The following is a 22,064-nucleotide window of genomic DNA, read 5'->3' as shown; positions in this document are numbered from 1 at the left end:
GTTTGAAAGGAGAATGGAGATTGCTTTGGTTTCCAATTGATCGAAAGTCAGATGTGCTGCTGGTGCAGCAAGTATATAAACAAATTAGGAACCTGATATTAACAGAGCAGTTGGGTGAGGGTGTGAGGCTCCCATCTACGCGAGAGCTGGCTGATTCAATTGGAGTTTCTAGAAACACCGTAACAGAGGCATATGACCAGCTTATTTTAGAAGGATATGTCTTTGTTAAACCTCGTTCTGGCACATATGTGGCGAAGGGGGTTGTGCTCAAGGCTTCTGAAAACGCGAAACGAGAAGAAAATCTAACCAAATGGCTTGAAACAGAGCAACAGGACGACGATGTCATTGATTTTAGAGCGAGCCATCCTGCGATGGACCATTTTCCGAGGAAGATATGGGGGAGACTAGCCAAAGAGGTTTGTTATGATTCCCACGATGATTTGTTTGGCTATCGCTCGCCACTTGGGGATGAGACGTTACGTAGGGTTCTTACTACGTATTTAGCAAGAACAAGAGGCGTGTCATGTCATCCGGAGCAAATTGTGATTACTGCAGGCGCCACTCAAGGGTTGTCGCTCATTACTCAGCTTTTAATGAAAGAAGGAGAGTACGTAGCAGTAGAGGATCCAGTGACAGATGAAATGCGTACCATCTTTGTGAAGGCGGGAGCAACGGTTGAACCGATAAAAGCCGATCGAAACGGAATTCAGCCAACTGAATTGCCCACTAGTCGTAAGCCGAGCTTTGTCTTTGTTATTCCATCTCATCAATTTCCGCTCGGAGCGATATTGCCCATCCAACGAAGAATTCAATTAGTGGAATACGTACGCAAAATGGATTCCTACATCGTAGAAGATGACTATGATAGTGAGTTTACGTATGAGGGAACGGCGGTATATTCGATGCAGGGACTCGATCCCGAGCGCGTCATTTATGTAGGAACGTTTAGTAAAATTCTATCTCCGGCACTGCGCATCGGCTATGTGATTTTACCAAAACATCTTATCACTCGCTTTAAGGAGCTTAAGTGGTTCTCTGATCGGCACACAGCTACACTCGAGCAGCAGGTGATGGCCAGATTTATTGAAGAGGGGCATCTTGATCAACATGTCAGGCGTATGAAACGAATATATGAAAAGCGTCGCAGAGCACTCGTTGCGGCTCTTAGGAATACATTCAAAACGCTTGAAATCATTGGACAGGCTGCAGGAATGCATGCTGTAGTTGAGTGGAAGAACCTTGTGGTAGATGAGTCTTTTGTGGCTCACTGCAAGCATCATGGAGTTGTCGTCTATCCGGTGGAGTTTTATGCCATGAAAAAAGGTCATCATACAAGACAGATGGTGTTAGGGTATGGCAGTTTAACTGAAGAAGACATACAAGAAGGAGTCAGACGATTATCTGAGGCCGTTAGGAGTTATCAAGCAAAATAAAAAGACGAGAGTTCACGTTTGACGTGGGCACTCGTCTTTTTTGCTAACTCAAAAACTGATGGATTCGACGAAAAAAAGAGTCCTTTAACGAATACAATTCTTCACTCTCTAACCAAAGCTCTACAGACACACGAAATGCAGCCATATGGATAGCAACTAATAAGCGAATCTGTTCTTTATCGTGCTGATCAAATGTAGTAAATAGCTCATTACAGATCGTTGGCTCTGGTTCTAAAAGCTTGTACAGAAATAAAGAAGAGATGGATTCTGCTTGTCTTGAAATTTGATAGCGAGTCACAATATTTTCTCTTTGCTGCTCATATTTGTCTGAGAATAAAGAGAAAATGGCTTGAAGAGCTGACTCCAGTGTGGGGCTATCGTGCAGAAGCGCGGACCTTTCTTCTTTTGTTGTAATTGGTAACCCAGTTAATACATCTTCTTTTGAAGCGAAATACCTGAAAAACGTTCTAGAGGACATCATCACTTCATCTGTGATGTCTTTTACGGATGTCTGTTCATATCCTTTTTCTAAAAAGAGTCGCAATGCAGTTGATTCGATGTCATTTGAAGCCTTTCGTTTTTTTAATTCTCGCAAGCTCTCGTTTTTCATGTCAGATTCATTCATCATTTTTACAAGTTTCCTCCGTTGACTTTTGTCACAGAGTGACAATATAATTTTCGTAAGCGTATCATATCTACGTTAGAAAGGGATAGAGATTTCTTTATCATAACTTGTTTTTAGCTAGTCTACTATGAAAGCTGCATACATTTTTAAGAGAGGGTGAAGGAACATGAGTCATGCTGCGAACGTAAAAGAGAAAGTGTTAGGCTTCTTAAGTGGAAAAAGTGGAGAAAACCCGTTTCATTTATTTGCTGAACTCCGAGATTTGGGATCGGTCGTCTCTATCCCTAACCCAATGGGTGATCCAAACAAAAATGCTTGGATCATCACTAAGATGGATACAGCAACAAAGGTTCTAAAGGATTCAAAACGGTTCACGGTTGATCCTGCATCGATTAAAAAGGAAAGTGGATTTAGAGAGGAAATGGTTTCAGATCCAGATGATTCTCCTGATACCTTTTTTACAGGTAAGTCTATGGTTTTTATTGACGGTATTGATCATAAGCGATTACGAATGCTCGTATCGAAAGCATTCACTCCGAAATATATGGAAGGGCTACGTCCTCGTATACAGGAAATAGCAGACGGTTTACTTGATCAAGTTGAATCAAAAGGTGAGATGGATCTTGTAAAAGATTATGCCTATCCTCTACCGATTATTGTGATATCAGAAATGTTAGGAGTACCTAAAGAAGACCATGAAAATCTACAAATATGGTCCTCGGCTATAGCTAAAGGCTTAGGCTGGGGGAAACAAGATCCAGCGGTGCAGCAGCACCTAAAAGATTTTGGGGATTATACAAAAAGGCTTGTAGAAAAGAAAAGAATTCATTTAGAGGATGATCTCATCAGCCAACTGATTCAGATTGAAGAAGAGGGAGAGCGTCTAAGTGAAGAAGAGCTGATCTCAATGATAACGCTTCTTATCTTTGCAGGTCATGAAACAACGTCAAACCTGATTGCTACAGGTAGTATGATGTTATTTGAGCACCCGGAGCAATTGGAAAAATTAAAATCAAACCTAGAGCTGGTACCAACAGCTGTTGAAGAACTTCTACGTTTTAACGGTCCTTCCACAAGTGTAGGTCCTCGTTTCGCAAAGGAGGATGTGGAAATAGATGGGCAAGAGATCAAAAAAGGAGATATGATTCTCGTACTAGTCAAGTCAGCCAACCGAGATGAAGAAGTATTTACTGAGTCCGAAGAATTGGATGTCAGTCGTTCAATTCACCGACATTTAGCTTTTGGTTTTGGTATGCATATGTGCCTTGGAGCTCCTTTAGCTCGAGTGGAAGGAGACGTCGCTTTTACAACGCTCTTAAAAAGGCTACCGAACATAGAGCTTAGTATTCCGCCTGAGGAAGTAAAGTGGCAGTTCACGCACTCTACGCAAGGTCTTTCATCATTGCCCGTTTCATTCTAATCAACTTAATAGGAGGAAGTCATCATGCAATTAGAAAACAAAGTAGCGATCGTAACAGGTGCGGCATCAGGTATGGGTAAGGAAATAGCAGTTTTATACGCTAAAGAAGGGGCAAAGGTTGTTGCTGCTGATATTAATAAAGAAGGTGTGGAGGAAACGGTTAACCTCATTGCCGAGTCCGGTGGAGAAGCTGTAGCTACTCAAGTGGACCTTGCTGATAAGGTACAAGCTGAATCAATGATTGATTTAGCAGTTAATACGTATGGAACACTTGATATTCTAGTGAATAATGCAGGGATCATGGATGCATTTGAGCCTGTTGGAGATATTTCCGATGAAAAATGGGATCTACTGTTCAACATTAATACAAAAAGTGTGATGTATACGATGCGTAAGGCGTTGCCTGTTTTCTTAGAAAAGAAACAAGGTGTGATTGTGAACGTGGCCTCCACTGGTGGAATAAGTGGAGCTCATGCGGGTGCTGCGTATGGAGCGAGTAAGCACGCGGTTGTTGGACTAACTAAAAACACTGCCTACATGTATGCAAATGAAGGCATCCGTTGCAACGCGATTGCTCCAGGGGGAGTAGCAACGAACATTACCGCCAATCTGAAGCAACCAAACATGTTTGGGTTAGAAAAGATTAAAAAGACAACATCGGTTATGCCTCGTGTAGGTTCATCTGAAGAAATTGCCAAGGTTGCACTATTCCTTGCAACTGATCAATCAAGCTTTGTAAACGGTGTAGTTCTTGCAGCCGATGCCGGTTGGACAGCTGCATTCTAAGGGCTAAAGTTTAATAAATAAAAGTAGGACTGAGACAAAATTAAAAATCAACTAAAAAACGGCGAATGATTATACGATCGATTCATTCGCCATTCGTGTTTTTTGAATTATTTAGTAAGACAAGCGTAAGGAGAACCCGAGACTCCTACGGAACAGAACGCGGTGAAGACACTGTAGCGGCGCATTTTCCGCCAAAGGGGCTGAGGCCGTTCCCGTGGAAAGCGAGGGATTCTCCTGAAGCGGATTTATTGCTATGTTCGTGTTTTGTCAACCACATTAATGTTATGTTCTACCCTCTTCTTTCCTATCTTATTTCTTCGGCAGTTTCGCAGCATACGTTTTTCTTAAGGTATGTAGCTCATGCAGCTTCTCCAATGCGTTTGGTCCGATCTCTTTCCCTGCAGCAACGACTAGACTTTCAACAAGTGCAGTTGGTGCGACCATCGAATGAAATTCTCCAATTTCGCCCCGTTCTGTGTAAAGTACATAGGTAGCTTGATTAATCATAGGTGAGACCAATAAGTCGGTTAACAAAATGGTGGTAACTGATTGGGTGGCTGCATAATCAAGTAGAACTTGAATCTCTGGAGAAAAGTGAACAAAGCCAAACAGTACAATGGTGTCACCAGGCTCTATATGAATCATATCCTCATAGATCTCATGACCGCTTTGAGCGAGCTTTGTGACATCTACATTAAACCGACGCAGCCGGAACTTTAGAAACGTGGCGAGACCGTCAGCCGGGCCGCTACTATAAATATGTACAGTAGATGATCGACTTATGGCTAAGACACTATTCTTAAAATCTTCTATAGAGATATGTTTTAATGTTTCCTCTAAGAAACCAATGGAGGATTGAAACATCCCACTTAAATACGTATCCTCATGTTTTGCCACAGCCTTCTCCATTTTTTTAGCCGGAGTGATGGTTGCTTCGTAATCCTTATAAGAACGTTTAAATGCTTTTAAGTTATCGTACCCAACTGCTTCCCAAAACCTTGAAACAGTTGCCACACTAACTGAGCAGGCACGTGCAATCTCATGTTCGGTTAGATAAGGAATTAAATGATTGTTTTTACTAAGATAGTCAGCAATTGATTGCTGGCTTTTTGTCAGTGTGTATGCATCAAAATGGACCATAATACGCCTCCTTCCTCACCATTGTACTTCATTTTTGAAAGTTAATTATCATTTTTTCGAAAAAGAAATAAATTTACAAATGGTTAATATCTACTTCATATCTCGAGCTTATACTAGCCTTGTAAGACTAATAAAGGAGGCGGGTACACGTGAATACGTTACAAGAATTAAATCAAGAAAGAAAGTTAACTCAGTCCCAAAAAATGATGGTGTTTGTTCTATCTATGTCACTGTTTGGGGTGTCAAAACTAATTGCAAACATCATTCCGTCTATTGAATTTGGTCCGATTGATTTGTCTGTTTCTTACTTTGCCTTTATTCCTCTTGTTCTCGTTGCCCTGTTTCATCCATTACAAGTAGCCATTGGTGCGGCCGTTGGAAAAATAGTCTTTGCTGATTTGTTATTGGGCAAATTCGATGGAATTGGCGCTCTTGAGTCATTTATACAGCTATCTCTTGCCATGTACATAGCCGGCCTCCTTATTCGTAATCCACTAAACAAATGGCAACTCGGAGTCGCATCCATTGTTGGAGTAGCGATTGATCAAATCCTAAGTTCACTCGTTGATATCGGAAAAGTATGGTTTGGAGTAGAAGAATTAGAAGCTGTTCCAGGTCTGCCAGAAAGTATTGTCATGCTTGAAGGAATTAGCTTCATTAATGAAATGTTGATTACAGGTGTCCTATTTGGTCTTATTCCTACACTTTACTTAGTTCCTAAATTATATGGAAAAATTGAACCTTTACTTGGTATGAAGCCAAGAGAGAAGAGGGTTGAGGCAAAAATGAGTCAGTTTGTCACACCTGGCTTAATGGGTTTGTCCGTGTTCTTATTATTCATCGCCATGATCGGCGAATTTATCGCAGAGCTTGAGATCAGCCTCGCCTTCTGGTCTACTGATTTCATTAGTCAGTTTGAAGATGGATACGAATGGATCGGCTATTCAGCGATTGGCATTACAATTGTACTTATTGGCTACACCGTCTTTGCTTTACTAAAAAGAAAAAAGGCAACACCCAAAAAATCACATGACCGGGCTGCATAATTTGAGCGAAGGAGTTTTTGGATGATTTCTTTTAAGAATGTTTCGTTTAAATATCCAGGCGCAGAAAACTGGGTGTTAAAGGATATCTCAATCGATGTTGAACCAGGAGAATTTGTTGGTATTATTGGTGGAAATGGGGCAGGGAAGTCTACTTTTTGTAAAGCCATGAATGGTCTCATTCCCTTCTATTATGTTGGTGATTTGGAAGGGGATATCACCATTAACGGGATCAGCACGATCAATTCAAATGTAGGTCAATTATCAAAGCATGTCGCATATGTGTACCAGGACTTTGAGAATCAGCTTGTTCGTCCAACTGTTTATGATGAAGTAATTTTCTCTCCGTTAAATTACGGTTACCCAGATTATAAGGAGCGAGGAATGGAAGCTCTTGAAATCCTGGGTTTAACGAATATCGCACATGAATACATTTGGCAGTTAAGTGGAGGCCAAAAGCATCTTGTGGCTTTGGCTGGAGCCTTGTCTCTTAATCCGGATATTATGATTATCGATGAGCCTGTCGCACAGCTAGATCCGGCTCATGCCATTTCATTATACGAGAAGTTGAAAATGCTCAACGAACACTATAACAAGACGATTATTGTGATTGAACATCATACAGAATTTGTTGCAAGCTACTGTAAGCAGGTCATTCTTTTAGAAGATGGATCAATAAAGTGGAAAAAGCCAGTTCAAGAGGCGCTCAACCGGGTTGAAGAGCTTTCAGAAAGAGATATCTTTCCGCCTCAAGTCACAGTGGCGGCCCATTCTCTGTTTGGACCTACAGGAACTTTACCTGTTACAGTTAGGCAGGCTAGAGAGCTTATCCAACCATATGTTCCAGCTTCAAACGTCTCTGCAATGAAGATGCAACCTATCTATCCACGTGGTGAGATGTTAGTAGAAATGAAAGATGTAAAGTATGGATACAAGTCTCTCACTAGAAAACGAAAAGAAGTGCTCGATGGGGTATCTCTTAAACTTTTTGAGAATGAACGGATTGCCCTTGTTGGGAGTAATGGGGCAGGCAAGTCGACATTACTCAAACTAATCTCAGGAATTATTAAGCCTTACCGTGGTCACGTCATTACGGACGGGATGCTGACAAAAAAGACATCTCCTGAAAAAATTGCAGAGCGTGTAGCGCTTATTTATCAAAAGCCTGAGGAGATGTTTATTCAGGACTCCATCCAAAAAGATGTTTCTCATTTCTTAGATACGAGGAAAGTAGAAGGCCGGCACGACTTTATAAATGATGTGATGGAAACCTTTAACTTAACAGAGCTTGCTGAGCGTGATGGCAGACTGTTAAGTGGGGGGCAGCAACGGAGAACATCCCTTGCCATCGGAATGGCGATGACGCCTCTAATCATGCTTATGGATGAACCAACGTCTAGCTTAGACATGGCAACAAGAAAAGAAATGATGAAGCTCCTTGGAAATCTTAATGAAGAAATTAAAACAGCGGTCGTTGCTACTCACGATATGCAGCTAGTTGCCGAATGGGCGACTCGAGTGATTGTGATGCACGAAGGTAATGTACTGGCCGATCTGCCGCCACATCTATTATTTGAGGACCAGGCACTTCTTCAAAAGGCTTCGCTTGTGGAGCCGCAAATCGTTACTCTGTGCCACGAACTAGGAATGTCACCAGTGAGTTTGAGTATTCAAGATTTTGTGGAAAAGGTTTTTCCTTGTATGGAAAGAGGTGAGAAGAGTGAATGGATCTCATAATATTTTAGAGAAGCTGACAGTGGAGAACATAAAAATTGAGTTAATGAGAACAGCATTTGGTCATGGGGAAACCTATTTCTCGAAACTTGATCCACGGATGTTAATCGTATGGTGTACGGTTTTTACCATCTTACCTTGGTTCACACATAACCTGACGATTCTCCTTGGGCTATCGATTTTTATGGGCGCACTTGCGTACCAGGCAAAGGTTAGTCCATTGTTAATCATTTTGCTTGCAATCGGAATCTTTTCGCAGTTCTTCTACATTGTGACACTCGCCATTTTCCTTGGTGGGAGCTTTAGTGCAGCGGTCTCTATTATCCCTTTAACATTAAAGCTACTTGTCATTTCACTCGCAACAATGGCTGTGTTTACAAGCATTGATCCTGAGAAGTTTAGTGATTCATTGCTCAGCTTTGGTGTTCCAGCTAAGTTTGGTTTTGGTGTCTCTTACGGATACCGGATGTTACCGATTTTGCTTGAAGAATATGAGAACTTAATTCATTCCTTTCGCTTACGAGGGAAGAAGCCTGATAAAAAGGGATGGTTCTATTTTTATTATCTTGTATATTACGCAAAGATGGCGGTTGTTGCCTTCTATCCTATGATGCTTAATACTGCCAAGCGAACACGTACAACGGTTGAAGCGCTTGAGGTAAGAGGGTTTAGTTATACGCTTGAGAGTTCCGCCTCAAAGAAATTGAAATTAGCGCACTTAACCTATACGAAATCAGATACGTATTTTATCGTTTGGACCGTTGCAGCAACCGCGCTTATTTATACAGCAGGATATGTTTTACCACTTTAAGTTGAGAGGATTGAACATTCATGAAGATTGATTTTCATACACACGTAAAACTTGCAAAACGAGTTGATTTTGATATCACGTTTTTTGAGGAGATGGTTTTAAATGCAAGAGAAGTAGGATTAGATGCTTTGGCGATGACAGAGCATTTTAACACAAGTCGTTTTTATGATATTTATGAACAGTTAAATGACCGCTATGACTACAAAGGAAACTATTATGATGTTGACGGGTTTAAAGTGTTTACTGGTATGGAGATCGATGTAATGGAAGTAGGTCATATTTTGTTTACTGGACATAGGGATGACTTGCTCTATACAAGAAACCAACTGGAGAATCATACGACGAAAGAAACATTTATCCCGTTTGATGAGCTCTTGCAAATTGGTGAGTCCTTTCATTTCTTAAAAATTGGAGCGCACCCTTTGCGTTCAACCACGCCACTTACACAGCATGCGGTAAGTCAGCTGCAACGGTTAGATGCCTTTGATTTAAACGGGAAGGACCTATTTGAGCACGGAGTAGAGACAATGGAGCGCAACGTATTGGCTTTTGCAGAATCTCTCAGCCGACCGGTTGTATGTGGAAGTGACTCTCATCATCCGATTCATCTAGGTGCCGTTCACAATCGGTTTGCACGTCATTGCGAGACGGCCGCTGAACTAAAGAAAGAAATCCAAGCTGGCGCATACACGCGAGTCATATCTCCAGTATTAAATACAAAGGTCGCAGCAGCCAAAATCGTAAAGAAACAAATGAAAGAAGAGCTGATCGCAAACATGTCATAAGGAAGATGAAGCAGAAGCCTACGTATCTATGGCTTCTGCTTTTCTGTAGGCTGCGGGAGTTAAGTCTGTATGTCTTTTAAAGGTTCGGTAAAAATGAGGCATACTTGCAAACCCACATGAATCGGCTACACTCTCGATCTTCATATCCGTATAAAGAAGCTGATGCTTAGCCTTAGCGAGCCGTTTAGACGTGATATAGTCTGAGAGACCAATGCCCAGATACTTTTTAAATACCCGACTGAGGTGTGCGGTTGAAATCGACGCAATCCGTGCTAACTCCTCTAGCTCAAGCTTTTGATCAATGTGATTCTCAATATAAAATAGGATGTCTCGGATCCATTCAGGTTCATTTGTTGACTTGTTCGTGGTTGTATTACGTACACAGTGACGATTCAGGTGAACTAGGATAAGCTGTAACCATAGAAAAATAGCTTTCTCAGAATCAACAACCGTTTGGTTCATCTCTTTATGTAATTGAGACAAATAGCCTTCTAACTCAGTAATGGTCTCTTGCTTCATGTGGAAACGATAATTTTGTTCTGATCTAGCCACATGAAAGATCGTCTGTTTTGTATGCGCATACAAAAATGCGGCTTGTTGAACAAGCGCCGGACTAAAAAAGATCGCTGTAGAGGTAATCAAATGTTCAGATGAGGGCAAGGCCCGATGAACAATGTTCGCAGGTATCACAAAAAGGTCGCCTGCGGTTACTTCGTATAACGTTTGATCAATTAACAACGTGCCTTTTCCGTTATAAACATAAATCAGTTCGTTCCAATCATGGATGTGATGCGGAAGTTCATTACGTTGTGTTTTTGTATCCTTGTATGTCATCGAAACGGGCAAATGTTGGCCTGGATCAATGGACTTGCGAACAAGCTTCATAGGATCACCTCCCTATGATTATATCAATAAAAGGTATAAAGTGGTCAAATTACGCACTATCTATAACTTGTCGAACTTGGTAGAATCTCAGTAAGTAGAAGAGCAGGAGGGAACTGATGAAAGGCATCGTCTGTAATCAACCAAAAGAGTTTATATTTAGAGAAGATATGAAAGCGCCTACAATAAAAGGAAATGAAGTTCTTATTCAACTAAAGCGTGTAGGGATCTGTGGTACAGACTTACATGCCTATCTGGGTAATCAGCCCTTTTTTGAATACCCGCGTGTACTAGGGCATGAGCTTTCAGGTGTTGTTGGGGAAGTTGGTGAAGAGGTTAAAGAATATAAAGTCGGGGACCAGGTAGCGGTGATTCCGTACCTACATTGCGGAAAATGTTCAGCCTGTCTAGCTGGTAAAACAAATTGTTGTGAGTCATTAAAGGTTCTTGGTGTACACACGGATGGAGGTATGCGAGAGCAAATAGCTGTACCGGCATCACATGTTATCAAAACAAATCATCTATCCTTAGATCATGCTGCATTAATTGAGCCGCTTGCCATCGGAGCACACGCCGTTAATCGCGCTGAGATTCAGGCAGGAGAGAATGTTCTTGTGATTGGTGCAGGCCCAATTGGTCTTGGAGTCATGGCCTTCGCTAAACAAAAAGGGGCAAACGTAACCGCACTCGATATCAATGAAGAACGACTGGAATTCTGTGAAAGATGGGGTCAAGTTGATCAAACCATCTGTTCAAGCAAACCAACTGAGTCTGATCTTCGTGATACGATGGGGGCGCTTCCGACAGTTGTCTTTGATGCAACAGGGAATGTTCACTCAATGACACAAGCCTTTCATTATGTAGGATTTGGTGGAAAGCTTGTATATGTTGGCTTAGTCAAACAAGATCTCACGTTCCACGATCCAGACTTTCATAAAAAAGAGCTAACGCTGCTTGGTAGTCGAAATGCAGCAAAAAAGGATTTTGAAGATGTGGCTCGGCTATTAGATTCAAAACAGTATGATATGGACGCTTATATTACGCATCGCTGCGAATTTGATGAGTTAATTGATACATTTGAAGAATGGTTGAAACCAGAATCAAAAGTCATTAAAGCCATGGTCACGCTGTAAGTATGAGGGATGAACCCAAATGAACCTATTCATTTGGTTCATCTTTACATGTATATGAAAGCGTTATCTAAGAATAGGAGGCTACCTCAATGTATAAGGCACTACATTCTATTTCTTTTATTCTACTTCTAACTATTTTTACAGCATGTTCAACACCAACCTCATCGGATGAGGAAAAAGTATACACCGTCAACCTGGCATACGGGAACCAGCCTGGAGAGCCGGTTGATCAGGTTGCTCATAAATGGAAGGAGCTTGCTGAAGAACAAAGTGATGGCCGCCTGGATTTTAATCTTTATCCAAGCTCCCAGCTCGGTTCGGAAGCAGATGTGGTCGAACAAGCGCTGTTCGGGAGTAACGTCATCATTTTTACGGGGTATGATTTTCTGATGAACTTTGTTCCTGATATGGGTGTGCTAACAGCTCCCTACATTGTAGATGACGTAGACGATTTATTTTATCTAGCTGAAACAGATTGGTTTAACGAGCAAAGGCAGGAGCTAAAGGAGATTGGCTTTGATGTCGTGACAACAAACACACTTTATGGTGAAAGGCATTTGATGACAACACGTGAAGTGTTAACACCAGACGACTTAAGGGGAATGAAAATACGTGTACCGAACAATCAGATGTACATTAATACGTTTAGTGTTCTAGGTGCTTCCCCAACACCTCTTCCGCTAGGAGACATGTATGCCTCCCTGCAGCAGGGTGTGATTGACGGAGCAGAGAACCCAATCCCTGTTCTTGAAGCATCAAAAACAAATGAAGTCGCAAACTACCTAGCCCTAACCGGTCACACAAAAATTATGAGTCCCTGGGTAAGTGGGACTGAGTTCTTGGATGAGTTACCAGATGACTTATTAGACATTCTGCGTACAACAGGAGACAAGGCAGGAGAGTACGGAAAGGCCATTGTCTATGAGCAAGAAGAAGAGGTGCTAGAGCTGTTTAAAGAACAAGGCATCATTATAAATGAAGTCGATCAGGAAGCATTTAAGGAAAAAGCGGAACGAATCTTCGAGGTTACACCTGAGTGGAGTCCGGATTTAAAAGAAACGATTGATGAGTTGCTTGCAGATCGTGGTTAAAAGCAAGACCGTGTGAGCGATCATGAGGAAACGGGAGATGAAGTAAGGGTACCTACGATCGAGCAAGAGGAGCGGGATACCAAGAAGAAAGCCCCATATACCAAGCTATACGCCGATTTTAGTCAGAAAAGTAAGGCGTTAGCAAGAGGAATGGAAGATATACCAAGTTTGGAGCGTGTCCAACCAAGAAGCAGGAGCCCATAGCAAGACATGAACCAGCCTCACCAAGAAGCACCCTCGTTTAGCAAGAAGTAAGACTCCTGAACCAAGTAGTCCAGGCGAGATCGTAAGAAGAACAGGAGCCTAAGCAAGAACTCCTGCAGCACCAAGAGGAATACGCCGCTTATCAAGCTCCAACCACTAACTACAGATCAAGGGAGGGTACAACATGAAACAGGTGATAAACAACCTGGATGATTTTATATCTGCAGCAGCACTTGCGGGGATTATCGGATTAATTAGTGCGAATGTATTTTTTCGCTTTGTACTAAATAATCCGATCACGTGGACAGAAGAGATCAGTCTCGCTTTATTTATCTGGCTTGTTTTTGTCGGACTCAGCTCAGCTATGAAAACAAATTCACACGTTGGAATTGATTATTTTGTTCGAAAGCTCCCTGAAGTATGGAGATTTCGACTTCAGGTATTTCGTTTAATCTTTATCTTTATTGTAACGATGGTTGTGTTTGTATATTGGGGAGCAGCTTTTGCCATTCATGGCGTGGCCAAGGTCACACCTGTGCTTGGTGTCAGCTACACGTTTATTACACTCGCCGTTCCTGTTGGTTCTGTTCTTGTTTTATATCATCTTATTCGCGTCTTTATACGAAAAGATAAAGACTATGTGAATCAAGAGAGAGGAATTGAATAGCTATGATTTTAACAATTACACTCTTATTAATGCTCGCTTTAATGATTATGAATATACCGGTTGCTTACTCGATGATTGCAGCCTGTGCGTTTTACTTTATCTTTAATGATAGCTTCGCCAATGAAATATTGATTCAACGAATGATGAGTGGAATTGAATCCTTTCCTCTACTCGCGATCGTGTTTTTTGTTACAGCCGGTATCTTGATGAATTACACAGGAATCACAGAACGGATGCTGCGATTTGCTCAGGTTCTGACTGGGCACATGACCGGCGGATTAGCTAAAGTAAACGTCCTGTTAAGTGTATTGATGGGTGGACTTTCTGGATCAAACATTGCCGACGCGGCGATGCAATCAAAGGTACTCGTTCCAGAAATGACAAAGCGCAACTACCCACCTGCCTTTTCTACGGCACTAACTGCGGCTACGTCTCTCATTACACCAATTATTCCACCGGGTATCGCGTTAATTATGTACGGATATATTGGAAACGTTTCAATCGGTAAATTGTTTATGGCCGGGATTGTTCCGGGCATCATGCTTAGTGTTATTTTTCTAATCTTGGTTCATTTTCTTGCAAAGAAACGTGGCTTTGAGGTTGAGAAGAAACCGGCAGCTAAACCAAAGGAAATCTTATTTGCTTCAAAAGATGCGATTCTAGCTATCTTATTACCCATTATTATTATCGGTGGAATCCGGTTTGGTGTGTTTAGCCCAACAGAAGCCGGAGCCATAGCCGTTTTATATGCGTTATTACTAGGGTTCTTGATTTACCGTCAAATGACAGGCAGAGATTTGTTTGCGGCTTTAAAGGAATCAGTGAATTTAACAGCAACAATCATGATCATCATTGCTGCGGGGACAGCATTTGGCTGGATTCTCACATTGGAACAAGTTCCACAATTCTTAACGGAATATGTCACAGGTTATATTAGTAGTCCTGCGATGTTCTTGTTTGTAGTTATGATTTTTCTGATAGCGGTTGGTACGTTAATTGAAGGGAACGTCTTACTTATTATCTTAACGCCAATTCTGTTACCAATGGTTCATTCATTTGGAATTGATCCTGTTCACTTTGGCTTGTTCTTTATCTTATGTTTAAGCGTTGGTACCATCACACCACCTGTGGGTACAATCATGTTTACCACAGCAGCCATTACCAAAGTAAAGATCGAAGCATTCATCAAGGAAGTTTGGCCGTTCTGGCTAGCCCTTATCGTCGCTATTCTTTTAGTAGCTTATATTCCAGCCATCTCATTATGGTTACCATCTATTCTATAAAAAAGGACGCACGATGTATAAAAACGTTTCTGAGATACATCTCTCAGGAGCGTTTTTTTTAAGGTTCTCATTAGCTGTTTTTTCTTATAATCATGTACTATAAAAGAAGGTAAGAATGAACAAGAGATGAGGTAAACATTGATGCAAATTGGACGTTACATACTACTCGCGCTCATGTACATAGGAATAAACATGTACATTGGCTGGCACGGAATTGCGTGGTTCCAATCGTTAGGACTTGAAAGTCAAACGGGTCAGATCATCTATTGGATCCTGTTTTATATTGTTGCACTATCCTATATCTTAGCACTCGCCATGAAAGGCCCAGTTGGCCGGTTACTAAAAGTTATTGGATCCTTTTACTTTGCGATTCTGCAATATACGATTTTACTCTTCCCTATACTAGACCTGGCACTTTGGATAGCCAGTTTATTAGGATGGGCACCTTCGTTACACATTCCTTTAATCGGTACTATTGTCGCTATAGGGTTGGTGATCCTTTTACTATGGGGGTCAAGGAATAATTGGAGTACGGTTATTCGTCCGTATTCTTTAAACATACCAAAACAAGGTGGAACTAAGTCCAAGCTACGTATCCTTGTTGCCTCTGATGTACACTTAGGTCACATAAAGGGAAATCGATTTCTGAAGAACTTGATTAAGATCACAAGTGAAGTCCAACCAGATATCATCTTTATACCAGGTGATCTATTAGATGGAGAGATTGAACCGTTTAAGCGAAATCAGATGAATGAAACGTTACGTTCATTAAAAGCTCCACTTGGAGTCTACGCTGTACTTGGCAACCACGAGTATTATGGAGGAGCTGTTGATGAATTCGTTCAACTTGTAAAAGACGCAGGGATTCACTTGTTACAAGATGAAGCTGTTGAAATAGATGAATCCTTTTATGTAGTAGGTCGTAAAGATAAGACAGCAGAAAGTGACCGATATGGCGGTCGTCAAACGGTGGAAGAGCTGCTTGCACCACTTGATCATGAGAAGCCGATCCTGTTGTTAGACCATCAGCCATATCATTTAGAGAAAGCGGAGAAGGCTGGTGCAGATATGATGATATCTGGTCACACTCACCGAGGACAAATGGCTCCAAACCATCTCATCACTTCCCGACTTTTTGAACTCGATTACGGTTACAAGCAAAAGGGAAAGATGCATGCTCTTGTCTCATCAGGCTATGGATCCTGGGGCCCACCAATTAGAATTGGAAGTCGCTCTGAAGTATTACAGATAGACGTAACCTTTGAAAAATAAAAATAATTTGTAAATGTCTGGTTGAACATGATTTGTTTGGGGTATAGAAAACTAACCTATTCAATTAGGTGAGGGAGAGAGTATCTTGAGAAAACCTACAATTCGTCCTGGATGGCACACGTACCCTAGTATGGTCGCCATGGTCACATCAACACATAAAGATCAAAGCAATGTCATGGCAGCAGGGTGGCATACGTATATTGGTCAAGATCCAGGGTTTTACGGGATTTCCCTTCGAAAAGAAACGCATTCGTTTCATCTAGTGAAGGAGAGTGGAGGGTTCGGAGTGAACTTTCTGCCGGCAAATCGTTCTGAGTGGATTCAAGCGGCCGGGACGATGTCTGGAGCAACTAAGGATAAGTTTAAAACACTTCACATTCCTTTTGAACAAGGAGAAAAAGTGAACGTACCCATTCTTTTAGATGCATACTTCGCATATGAGTGTAAGGTTGTTGATATCACAACATATGGAGATCACGAGTGGATTGTAGGAGAAGTCCTTCTTACATACAAAGATGACTCGTTATTCCTCCAAAATGGGTTGCCAGACCTTACGAAATTACAGCTTCCAACGTATATGGGGCGTTCAGAATACCGGATCATTTCCGATACAACCGATGTACATATACATCGATTGGAATAAATGAAGGAGGCGTTCTGAATGACAACACAAACAACAACAAATCAACAGGGTACTGCCACTGGAGCATTGGTTTTAGCTATCTTAGGTCTTTTTATTCCGGTAATAGGAATTATTACAGCCATTATTGGGTTAGTGATGATTGGTAAAGTAACGGCACCGGAGCACAGTGGATTAAAAACAGCGACGAAAGTGATTGCGTGGATCTCTATCATTCTTCAGGTTCTTTACATTGTGTTTATGTTTTTAGGGGTTTTCAGCTTTATGCTCTTTTAATTTAAAATGAGAAAGGTGTGCATCTCCTTTAATGGAGTGCACACCTTTTTTGTTATTACTCCCCAGACAACGCCTCAACAATCGTTGACACATTGTGCTGATACATTCCGATATAGGTCCCAGTCTCCGTGCCCGCTTCTCCCATCGCATCAGAATAAAGCTCTCCGCCAAGCTCAACATCTACGCCTGCGTTTGCTGCTCCATCAATGACCGATCGAATGGAACTGTCGCTAATACTTGATTCAACGAACACAGCAGGAACTTCCTTTTCAATAATTGTATCGATTGTGGATTGGACATCTGATAATCCAATTTCAGACTCCGTACTCAGTCCTTGTAAGGCCACAACCTCTAAGTCATTTGCACGGCCAAAATACTGAAACGCATCATGGGCTGTGACAAGCACACGCTGTTCACTTGGAATCGCGGCTAGAGCTTCTTTTGACTGCTGCGCAAGGGCCTCTACCTCTTCAAAGTATGCTAGCTTATTTTCTTCAAACTCATCGGCATGATCAGGCGCATGGACTTTTAATTCTTCAACAGCTGCGTCTAATGCAACCGTCCACAAAGAAGGGTCAAACCAAACGTGTGGATCTGTGGCACCGCCATCCTCGTCCTCCAATAAGTCTGATTCTGGTATCACTTCTGAAATGGCAAGAGCAGGAACATCAGTGTTTTCAAAGACATCAAGCATGTTGGCTTCAAGATGTAGACCGCTATAGAAAATGAGGTCTGCCTCCTGAAGCGTCGCAATATCACTTTGTGTTGCTTCATACATATGAGGATCAACTCCTGGTCCCATCAATGCTTTTACAGACACATGCTCTCCTCCAATCACCTCTAGAGGTTCGGCAATTTGGGCAATTGTTGCCACAATCTCAATGGGTCCGTCTGGTGATTCTTCTGTAGGGGAATTTGTACCGTCAGAGGAATTGCATGCACCAAGAACAAACAACGAGCTAAAAACCGTACTACCAGCTAAAGCATAGACCTTTTTTTTCATCAAAAACCCTCCTTTTTTGCTTAGGCTAAAAAAAATGTACGAGTCATAAAAAGTTTACCTAAGGAAACTTTAAAGCCGTAGTAAGATAATGTCAAGATAAAAAAGCTAGCGATTTTGTTCAATAAACGTGGACAAATCGGTATTAAAGGCATCCTGATCACAATAAAATAATCCATGACCGCTGTCCTCATATTGATAAAATGTTGATCCATAAATCATGGCATGTAGGATCTCTCCGAATGCAAAAGGACAAATCTTGTCTTGTTTTCCATGAAAGATTCCTGTTGGAACATGAATACTTGCTAAGTCTTCCCACAGTTCCTCATCTCGTAACGATACAGCAGTGTAGGCAGTGGAGTAGCCAGTAGCCGCAAGACCGAGACCAATAAACCATTGCTTAAAAGGAGGAGAGATAGGCTTTTCGAAAAATAAATCAGCAAATTCATCTAACAAGGCAGGTCGATCCTTGTACGTTTGCCAGATTAGCGAGTCCACTTCCTCCTTTGTCATTCCAAATGGATAGTCTGGTCCTTGGGTAAAGCTTGGGGCTGCAGCTGCAACTAAAGCTAGCTCACTAATCCGGTGTCCCCGATGTCTTGCCATATAACGTATGGCGATCGCTCCTCCCATCGAATGACCGAGAAGGGTAACATCGTTTAAGTCGAGCGTATCAATCACAACACGAAGATCATCAGCTAACTGATCATAGGTGTAGCCATACCATGGTTTATCCGATTGACCAAACCCACGTAAATCAAGTCCAATGCAGCGATAACCGGCTTTAGGTAGCTGGTTGTACTGATACTCAAAACATCCATGATTAAGTGGCCAACCATGGATAAATAAGATTGGTTTTCCATCCTCTGGACCAATGTCATGAACATACAAGCCGACTCCTGATTCAACTGTCACCTTAAATCCCATATACATCTATCCCTTCTTGACTATGTAAAAATCCAACCATCTTTACGAGGGTGGAATTCTTTTCATAGCTAAGTAGTAGCATATTAAAAAGTATGCGGCAGAGCTTGCAAACAAGACGATGAGTATAGCCGGCGGCGTTAAATACTGCTTCACTTGAACAAATGCCAGAACACCTAAGAAAACAAATACACTAAGACGTAGTAAGATAAAGTCCCTCAAGCGCTGACCCCTCCTTAGAAATGTTTACTCCTTCCCTATCTTATGCAGAAGGTAAACAGTTGGGCACCACAAAAAGCATGTCGAAAGAAGTAGATTTATCTTTTCAAATAATTCTTTACTCTGTTAAACTGTTAGAATAGTGAAATAGTTGATTACGGATAGAACGGAGCGGACAGGATGAAACGAGTTCTTATCATTGCTAGTAGTGGAGGAAATCTATACAGTCTTGGTGGCAGTCAGCCCGATCGGTTAATGAGAGAATTAGCTAATCAAGCTCAGGCAGCAAGTATAGAGATTATAGGCATTCAATTTATATCAACTGAACAATCAATGGATTCAATAAAACGTACATCAAGCGCAAAGCTATTAGGTTGGAACAAGCATAACCAGGAAATAGAAGAATTGGACTCTGGTACGCTAGAAGAAGTGAATCAAAAAGCAATGAATATAGATGAGCATTTTGCTCAGTTAATTGAAAAAGGAGAAGTGGATGGGCTAATCGCTATGAGTGCGGATCCAAGTGGGGTAAACCAAAAGGTCGTTGAAGCCGTTGCAGCAGCAGGTATTCCTGTAGTCGGTACTGGTGGGACGTCCATGGCCGAGATTGGCAGCATAGGAGCAAATATTATTGCTCAGTCTGGGACCACTGGGACATCAAATAAAACACGTGCCATTGGATTCATGACCGCTTTATCTAAACATTGGGGGACAAGCTATCGCCCAACACTTCATAGTGGAATAAGTGAGGAACAGACAAAAACAAAAAGGGTGAATCTCCGAGGAATTATGACGTCATCACTTCCTGCATTTATCGCCCTGGCAATTGTGCTGGCATTCAGTAAAGTCCCGGGACTTGAAGCACTAGGGGACGTCTTCGATTTACTGATTGGAGCATTACCGGTAGTTGTTGCAGTGATTGCGACAAAACAAATTGCTGATTTAGATGAAGTTACGATTGTTGCAGGAATTGTCGCAGGATTGCTGTCAGTAAATGGAGGAATCATTGGGGGCTTACTTGCTGGTATCGGAGCTGGATATTTGGTTTCGTTCTTATTTAGAAGGTGCTTAAAGCTTAATTTCCCCGCAACCACAGTGAACATTGTAGCAGGCGGGTTTGGTGGATTAATTCCTGGCTTACTTGTTTTCTTTGTACTAAGTCCCATTGCCTTGCAGGTGGGTGACTGGATTCGAGTAGCGATTGATTCAACGATCGCCTTTAACCCAATTATAGCCGGGGTTGTAGCAGGACTATTAATTTGGCCGGCCATCTTGGGAGGGATTTACCATGCGGCAATCCTACCAATTGTATTGCTTGAAATGGAAAACACGGGAAACAGCTTTCTTGGCGCAATTGACATGGTAGGGCTCGTGATGGTTGCTGCCGGTATAAACCTAGCCAATATTATTTTTCCGAGGAGAAAAGTTGAAGCCACAGCAGCAGCCCCGTCCTTTGGAATAAACATGTTCTTTGGTACTTTCGTAGAATCTGCATACCCGTTTATGTTTGCGAATCGACTCGTATTCATTGGGGCTCTCGTTTCGGCAGGGATTGGAGGAGCAGTGGTAGGGTTATTTAACTTAAGAGGCACGGCCTATGTCCCATCCGTTGTTGCCCCGAGTCTGTCTGACAATGCATTAGGATTCCTTTTAGCGATGCTTGCTTCGCTATTAAGTGCGTTTGTGTTTACAATGCTCGCGAACAAATTTTCAAAAGCAACATAGGAAAAAGCACCTGACCCTGTTAAAGGGAGGCAGGTGCTTTTTTGGTTAAAAGGTACAAAGTCCGTCACTACATCCATTGTCCGGAGTATTGTTTTTATTCTTAGCGGCTTCTTCTTCATGGGCTTTTGTTAAAGCTTCTAAGAAAGCAGCAGGCTGCTGGGCACCTGATACCACGTGAGTATTGTTAATCACAAAGAATGGAACGCCTTGCAGACCAAGACTTACTCCGCGGTTATGATCACCTCGAACATCTTCCGTATATTGATCACCCTCAAGAACGGGTCTCGCTTCCTCTGGATCAATTCCAACATCAGCAGCAAGCTCAAGCAATGTATCAGTTGAGGCCAGATGCTTTGATTCTGTGAAGTATGCATAAAGCAAACGTTCCGCTAGCTCATTTGCTTTCCCTTTTGTTTTCGCAAAATGAGTGAGGCGGTGCGCATCTAGCATATTCGTTGGCTGCATCGTATCAAACCGATACGTAAGACCAACGTCTGCTGCCTGCGCAGCAACATTTGCCGTCATCGCCTCAGCTTGTTCAACCGGCATCCGGTACTTACCAGCAAGAATCTCAGCCATCGTACGATCTGTATGCTTTGGTGCATGGGGATCAAGCTCAAAGCTTTTAAATTCCATTGTCACCTCATTACGATGCTCAAATTGATCAAGTGCTTTCTCCAATTTACGTTTCCCTATATAACAGAATGGACAAGCAAAATCTGACCAAATTTCAATATTCACAGGTGGAACCCTCCTTTATGTACACGTAGTGTATGCCGGAACGTGGAATATATCAAGCAAGTGAGCTTGGGGGGATGGGAGATGACGTGAAATGATTAGAATGGGAGAACGAGAACGAACGTAAGGCGTTAGCTGAGGGAAACGGAGCGTTAGAACAAAAAGTGGAGCGTTAGCCGAGAGGACTGGAGCGTTAGAACAAAAAGTGGAGCGTTAGCCGAGAGGACTGGAGC

General features: G+C 42.0%; 22 protein-coding genes. 15 read left to right on the top strand and 7 right to left on the bottom strand.

Annotated elements, in window-relative coordinates; all coding sequences use genetic code 11:
• The first annotated feature begins 20 nt into the window (after nucleotides 1-20).
• Complete coding sequence (locus NSQ54_18315; GenBank protein ID WYP26259.1) at nucleotides 21-1,433, top strand: PLP-dependent aminotransferase family protein; 1,413 nt, start codon at nucleotides 21-23, stop codon at nucleotides 1,431-1,433.
• Between the two features lie 43 nt (nucleotides 1,434-1,476).
• Here the strand turns inward: NSQ54_18315 and NSQ54_18310 are convergent, their stop codons facing one another.
• Nucleotides 1,477-2,061, bottom strand: coding sequence for a TetR family transcriptional regulator (locus tag NSQ54_18310; GenBank protein ID WYP26258.1), 585 nt, complete (start codon nucleotides 2,059-2,061; stop codon nucleotides 1,477-1,479).
• Between the two features lie 163 nt (nucleotides 2,062-2,224).
• On the opposite strand from NSQ54_18310, the gene NSQ54_18305 reads away from it, so the two are divergent.
• Together NSQ54_18305 and NSQ54_18300 are read left to right on the top strand one after the other, a co-directional pair.
• A complete protein-coding gene (locus tag NSQ54_18305; GenBank protein ID WYP26257.1) occupies nucleotides 2,225-3,478 on the top strand; it encodes a cytochrome P450 in 1,254 nt (417 codons plus the stop codon).
• 24 nt (nucleotides 3,479-3,502) lie between these two features.
• Nucleotides 3,503-4,264: a glucose 1-dehydrogenase gene (locus tag NSQ54_18300; GenBank protein ID WYP26256.1), complete on the top strand. Its 762-nt coding sequence runs from the start codon at nucleotides 3,503-3,505 to the stop codon at nucleotides 4,262-4,264.
• A 309-nt stretch (nucleotides 4,265-4,573) separates the two neighbouring features.
• Here NSQ54_18300 and NSQ54_18295 read toward each other — a convergent pair whose 3' ends face one another.
• Nucleotides 4,574-5,404, bottom strand: a complete 831-nt coding sequence (locus NSQ54_18295) for a MurR/RpiR family transcriptional regulator (GenBank protein ID WYP26255.1) — start codon at nucleotides 5,402-5,404, stop codon at nucleotides 4,574-4,576.
• Nucleotides 5,405-5,553: 149 nt separating this feature from the next.
• Here NSQ54_18295 and NSQ54_18290 point away from each other — a divergent pair, with 149 nt between their 5' ends.
• Genes NSQ54_18290 through NSQ54_18275 form a run of 4 tightly spaced genes read left to right on the top strand, consistent with a single transcriptional unit; the run spans nucleotide 5,554 to nucleotide 9,777 of the window.
• Entirely contained in the window at nucleotides 5,554-6,450 is an 897-nt protein-coding gene (locus NSQ54_18290) for a cell division protein FtsQ (GenBank protein WYP26254.1), read from the top strand.
• A 21-nt stretch (nucleotides 6,451-6,471) separates the two neighbouring features.
• Entirely contained in the window at nucleotides 6,472-8,184 is a 1,713-nt protein-coding gene (locus NSQ54_18285; GenBank protein ID WYP26253.1) for an energy-coupling factor transporter ATPase, read from the top strand.
• A complete protein-coding gene (locus NSQ54_18280; protein ID WYP26252.1) occupies nucleotides 8,168-8,992 on the top strand; it encodes an energy-coupling factor transporter transmembrane component T in 825 nt (274 codons plus the stop codon). The genes NSQ54_18285 and NSQ54_18280 overlap by 17 nt, the downstream gene beginning before the upstream one ends.
• A 20-nt stretch (nucleotides 8,993-9,012) precedes the next feature.
• Nucleotides 9,013-9,777 carry a PHP-associated domain-containing protein gene (locus tag NSQ54_18275; GenBank protein ID WYP26251.1) on the top strand — a complete coding sequence of 255 codons (765 nt, stop codon included), beginning with the start codon at nucleotides 9,013-9,015 and terminating at the stop codon, nucleotides 9,775-9,777.
• An 18-nt stretch (nucleotides 9,778-9,795) separates the two neighbouring features.
• Here the strand turns inward: NSQ54_18275 and NSQ54_18270 are convergent, their stop codons facing one another.
• Nucleotides 9,796-10,662, bottom strand: a complete 867-nt coding sequence (locus NSQ54_18270; protein WYP26250.1) for an AraC family transcriptional regulator — start codon at nucleotides 10,660-10,662, stop codon at nucleotides 9,796-9,798.
• Between the two features lie 116 nt (nucleotides 10,663-10,778).
• Here NSQ54_18270 and NSQ54_18265 point away from each other — a divergent pair, with 116 nt between their 5' ends.
• The 7 genes from NSQ54_18265 (at nucleotide 10,779) to NSQ54_18235 (ending at nucleotide 17,225) form a co-directional block, all read left to right on the top strand.
• A complete protein-coding gene (locus NSQ54_18265) occupies nucleotides 10,779-11,792 on the top strand; it encodes a zinc-binding alcohol dehydrogenase family protein (protein WYP26249.1) in 1,014 nt (337 codons plus the stop codon).
• A gap of 89 nt (nucleotides 11,793-11,881) precedes the next feature.
• Nucleotides 11,882-12,883: a C4-dicarboxylate TRAP transporter substrate-binding protein gene (locus tag NSQ54_18260; GenBank protein ID WYP26248.1), complete on the top strand. Its 1,002-nt coding sequence runs from the start codon at nucleotides 11,882-11,884 to the stop codon at nucleotides 12,881-12,883.
• Nucleotides 12,884-13,271: 388 nt separating this feature from the next.
• Nucleotides 13,272-13,754 (top strand): TRAP transporter small permease, encoded by a 483-nt coding sequence (locus NSQ54_18255; protein WYP26247.1) that lies wholly within the window; start codon nucleotides 13,272-13,274, stop codon nucleotides 13,752-13,754.
• A 2-nt stretch (nucleotides 13,755-13,756) separates the two neighbouring features.
• Entirely contained in the window at nucleotides 13,757-15,037 is a 1,281-nt protein-coding gene (locus NSQ54_18250) for a TRAP transporter large permease (GenBank protein ID WYP26246.1), read from the top strand.
• Nucleotides 15,038-15,178: 141 nt separating this feature from the next.
• Nucleotides 15,179-16,309 carry a metallophosphoesterase gene (locus NSQ54_18245; GenBank protein ID WYP26245.1) on the top strand — a complete coding sequence of 377 codons (1,131 nt, stop codon included), beginning with the start codon at nucleotides 15,179-15,181 and terminating at the stop codon, nucleotides 16,307-16,309.
• A gap of 130 nt (nucleotides 16,310-16,439) precedes the next feature.
• Complete coding sequence (locus NSQ54_18240; GenBank protein WYP28588.1) at nucleotides 16,440-16,952, top strand: flavin reductase family protein; 513 nt, start codon at nucleotides 16,440-16,442, stop codon at nucleotides 16,950-16,952.
• An 18-nt stretch (nucleotides 16,953-16,970) separates the two neighbouring features.
• Nucleotides 16,971-17,225, top strand: a complete 255-nt coding sequence (locus NSQ54_18235; GenBank protein ID WYP26244.1) for a hypothetical protein — start codon at nucleotides 16,971-16,973, stop codon at nucleotides 17,223-17,225.
• Between the two features lie 55 nt (nucleotides 17,226-17,280).
• Here NSQ54_18235 and NSQ54_18230 read toward each other — a convergent pair whose 3' ends face one another.
• The 3 genes from NSQ54_18230 to NSQ54_18220 form a co-directional block, all read right to left on the bottom strand.
• Nucleotides 17,281-18,228, bottom strand: a complete 948-nt coding sequence (locus tag NSQ54_18230) for a zinc ABC transporter substrate-binding protein (protein WYP26243.1) — start codon at nucleotides 18,226-18,228, stop codon at nucleotides 17,281-17,283.
• A 105-nt stretch (nucleotides 18,229-18,333) separates the two neighbouring features.
• A complete protein-coding gene (locus NSQ54_18225) occupies nucleotides 18,334-19,152 on the bottom strand; it encodes an alpha/beta hydrolase (GenBank protein WYP26242.1) in 819 nt (272 codons plus the stop codon).
• A 42-nt stretch (nucleotides 19,153-19,194) separates the two neighbouring features.
• Nucleotides 19,195-19,371 (bottom strand): hypothetical protein, encoded by a 177-nt coding sequence (locus NSQ54_18220; protein WYP26241.1) that lies wholly within the window; start codon nucleotides 19,369-19,371, stop codon nucleotides 19,195-19,197.
• A 177-nt stretch (nucleotides 19,372-19,548) separates the two neighbouring features.
• On the opposite strand from NSQ54_18220, the gene NSQ54_18215 reads away from it, so the two are divergent.
• Nucleotides 19,549-21,093 (top strand): PTS sugar transporter, encoded by a 1,545-nt coding sequence (locus NSQ54_18215; protein ID WYP26240.1) that lies wholly within the window; start codon nucleotides 19,549-19,551, stop codon nucleotides 21,091-21,093.
• 45 nt (nucleotides 21,094-21,138) lie between these two features.
• Here the strand turns inward: NSQ54_18215 and NSQ54_18210 are convergent, their stop codons facing one another.
• Entirely contained in the window at nucleotides 21,139-21,834 is a 696-nt protein-coding gene (locus NSQ54_18210) for a DsbA family oxidoreductase (protein ID WYP26239.1), read from the bottom strand.
• Nucleotides 21,835-22,064 lie beyond the last annotated feature (230 nt).

This window comes from Alkalihalobacillus sp. FSL W8-0930, assembly GCA_037965595.1.
GTDB lineage: Bacteria > Bacillota > Bacilli > Bacillales > Bacillaceae_D > Alkalicoccobacillus.
The sequence above is the reverse complement of the archived record's forward strand: the minus strand, read 5'-3'. Positions and strand labels throughout refer to the sequence as shown.

Excerpts from the sequence above, each read along its gene's own strand:
- NSQ54_18225 (WYP26242.1), bottom strand. The coding sequence starts at position 19,152 with ATGGGATTTAAGGTGACAGTTGAATCAGGAGTCGGCTTGTATGTTCAT.
- NSQ54_18235 (WYP26244.1), top strand. The coding sequence starts at position 16,971 with ATGACAACACAAACAACAACAAATCAACAGGGTACTGCCACTGGAGCA.
- NSQ54_18215 (WYP26240.1), top strand. The coding sequence starts at position 19,549 with ATGAAACGAGTTCTTATCATTGCTAGTAGTGGAGGAAATCTATACAGT.
- NSQ54_18240 (WYP28588.1), top strand. The coding sequence starts at position 16,440 with ATGGTCGCCATGGTCACATCAACACATAAAGATCAAAGCAATGTCATG.
- NSQ54_18250 (WYP26246.1), top strand. The coding sequence starts at position 13,757 with ATGATTTTAACAATTACACTCTTATTAATGCTCGCTTTAATGATTATG.
- NSQ54_18260 (WYP26248.1), top strand. The coding sequence starts at position 11,882 with ATGTATAAGGCACTACATTCTATTTCTTTTATTCTACTTCTAACTATT.
- NSQ54_18230 (WYP26243.1), bottom strand. The coding sequence starts at position 18,228 with ATGAAAAAAAAGGTCTATGCTTTAGCTGGTAGTACGGTTTTTAGCTCG.
- NSQ54_18265 (WYP26249.1), top strand. The coding sequence starts at position 10,779 with ATGAAAGGCATCGTCTGTAATCAACCAAAAGAGTTTATATTTAGAGAA.
- NSQ54_18255 (WYP26247.1), top strand. The coding sequence starts at position 13,272 with ATGAAACAGGTGATAAACAACCTGGATGATTTTATATCTGCAGCAGCA.
- NSQ54_18295 (WYP26255.1), bottom strand. The coding sequence starts at position 5,404 with ATGGTCCATTTTGATGCATACACACTGACAAAAAGCCAGCAATCAATT.
- NSQ54_18310 (WYP26258.1), bottom strand. The coding sequence starts at position 2,061 with ATGATGAATGAATCTGACATGAAAAACGAGAGCTTGCGAGAATTAAAA.
- NSQ54_18305 (WYP26257.1), top strand. The coding sequence starts at position 2,225 with ATGAGTCATGCTGCGAACGTAAAAGAGAAAGTGTTAGGCTTCTTAAGT.
- NSQ54_18270 (WYP26250.1), bottom strand. The coding sequence starts at position 10,662 with ATGAAGCTTGTTCGCAAGTCCATTGATCCAGGCCAACATTTGCCCGTT.
- NSQ54_18285 (WYP26253.1), top strand. The coding sequence starts at position 6,472 with ATGATTTCTTTTAAGAATGTTTCGTTTAAATATCCAGGCGCAGAAAAC.
- NSQ54_18300 (WYP26256.1), top strand. The coding sequence starts at position 3,503 with ATGCAATTAGAAAACAAAGTAGCGATCGTAACAGGTGCGGCATCAGGT.
- NSQ54_18275 (WYP26251.1), top strand. The coding sequence starts at position 9,013 with ATGAAGATTGATTTTCATACACACGTAAAACTTGCAAAACGAGTTGAT.
- NSQ54_18245 (WYP26245.1), top strand. The coding sequence starts at position 15,179 with ATGCAAATTGGACGTTACATACTACTCGCGCTCATGTACATAGGAATA.